Source organism: Micrococcus sp. HG099 (assembly GCF_024723355.1).
In the GTDB taxonomy this organism is placed as follows: Bacteria; Actinomycetota; Actinomycetes; order Actinomycetales; family Micrococcaceae; genus Micrococcus; species Micrococcus endophyticus.
Genome location: NZ_JANQCJ010000221.1, coordinates 1 through 1,965 on the forward strand (window position 1 = coordinate 1; position 1,965 = coordinate 1,965).

At 78.4% G+C, this 1,965-nt stretch carries 1 protein-coding gene and 1 pseudogene; both read left to right on the plus strand.

What is annotated here, in order from left to right; genetic code table 11:
• A pseudogene (locus NWP10_RS11755) lies at window positions 1-470 on the plus strand (biotin-dependent carboxyltransferase family protein); the annotation flags it as partial.
• Between the two features lie 3 nt (window positions 471-473).
• The coding region (locus NWP10_RS11760) for an acetyl/propionyl/methylcrotonyl-CoA carboxylase subunit alpha (protein ID WP_258301024.1) at window positions 474-1,965 on the plus strand (1,492 nt) is incomplete at its 3' end.

Below are 1,965 nucleotides of genomic sequence, written 5' to 3' on the forward strand. Positions count from 1 at the left end.
GTGCGGACCTGCCCCGCCGCGCCGACCCCGGCCGCGCCCTCGTGGGCGAGGCCGAGGCCGCCCTGCGCGTCACCCCGCGCGCGGGCGCGGTCACCGTCCTGCGCGTGCTCCTCGGCCCGCGCGAGGACTGGTTCGACGCCGCCTCCCTCGCGCGCCTCACCGCGCAGGAGTGGGAGGTCACCTCCCAGACGGACCGCATCGGCGTCCGCCTGGCCGCCCCCGCGGGCGGCCGGACGCTCGCCCGCGCCCGCGACGGCGAGCTCGCCTCCGAGGGCGTGACCGCCGGCGCGCTGCAGGTGCCGCCCTCGGGGGAGCCCGTGCTCTTCCTCGCCGACCACCCCGTCACGGGCGGCTACCCGGTGATCGCCGTCGTCGTCCCCGAGGACCTCGGCGCCGCCGCCCAGCTGCCCCCCGGCGCCCGCGTGCGCCTCGTCCCCGTCCCGCCCGCCGACCCCACCCAGGAGGCCTGAGCCGTGCCCCAGCCCACCACGATCCTCATCGCCAACCGGGGCGAGATCGCCGTGCGCGTGGCCCGCGCCTGCCGAGACCACGGCCTGCGCTCCGTGGCGGTGTACTCGGACCCGGACGCCGACGCGCTCCACGTGGCCGTCGCCGACGAGGCCCACCGGCTCCCGGGCCGCACGTCGGCCGAGACCTACCTGGACCAGCGGGCCCTGCTGGACGTCGCCCGCCGCGCCGGCGCCGACGCCGTGCACCCCGGCTACGGCTTCCTCTCGGAGAACGCGGACTTCGCCCGCGCCGTGATCGACGCCGGCCTCACCTGGATCGGCCCGCCCCCGGAGGCCATCGCCGCGCTGGGGGACAAGATCACCGCCCGCGCGATCGCCCGGGCCGCCGGCGCCCCGCTCGTGCCCGGCACGGACGGGCCCGTGGCCTCGCCCGCGCAGGCGCGGGCCTTCGCCGAGGAGCACGGGCTGCCGATCGTCGTGAAGGCCGCGTTCGGCGGCGGCGGGCGCGGCATCCGGGTGGTCCGCGAGCTGGAGGACGTGGAGGAGGCGTTCGCCGCGGCCACCCGCGAGGCCGTCGCCGCCTTCGGCCGCGGGGAGTGCTTCGTCGAGCGGTTCCTGGAGCGGCCGCGCCACGTGGAGGCGCAGGTGCTGGCGGACGCGCACGGCGCCGTCGTCGTGGTGGGCACCCGGGACTGCTCCCTGCAGCGCCGCGGCCAGAAGCTCGTGGAGGAGGCCCCGGCCCCGTTCCTCACGGACGCCCAGCGCGCGTCCATCCATGAGTCCGCGCGTCGGATCTGCGTCGAGGCCGGGTACACGGGCGCCGGGACCGTGGAGTTCCTCGTGGCCGCGGACGGGACGGTCAGCTTCCTCGAGGTGAACACCCGCCTGCAGGTGGAGCACCCCGTCACCGAGGCGACCACAGGCCTGGACCTCGTGTGCGAGCAGTTCCGCATCGCCGCGGGGGAGCGGCTGGGCCTCGCCGAGGACCCGGCCCCGCGCGGGCACGCCGTGGAGTTCCGCCTGACCGCGGAGGACCCGGCCCTGGGCTTCCTGCCCGTGCCCGGCCGCGTGACAGCGTTCGAGGCGCCCACCGGACCGGGCCTGCGCATGGACTCCGGCGTGCGCACCGGCTCCGCCGTGCCCGGGGAGTACGACTCGCTCCTGGCCAAGCTGATCGTGTGGGGCGAGGACCGCCCGCAGGCCCTGGCTCGCGCCCGCGACGCCCTGGCCGAGCTGCGCGTCGCCGGCGTGCCCACCGTGGCGCCGTTCCACCGGGCGGTCCTGGAGCACCCGGACTTCGCGGGCCCGGAGGGGCTCGGGGTCCACACCGCCTGGATCGAGTCCGACTTCGCGGCGGACCTCGAGCCCTCCGAGCACCTCGCCGCGGCCGCCCCGGACGACGCACGCGTCGAGCTCACCGTGGACGTGGACGGCCGGGCGGTCCGCCTCGGGCTGCCCGCCGCGCTCCACGCGGCGCTGCTCGGCGGCGGGGGAG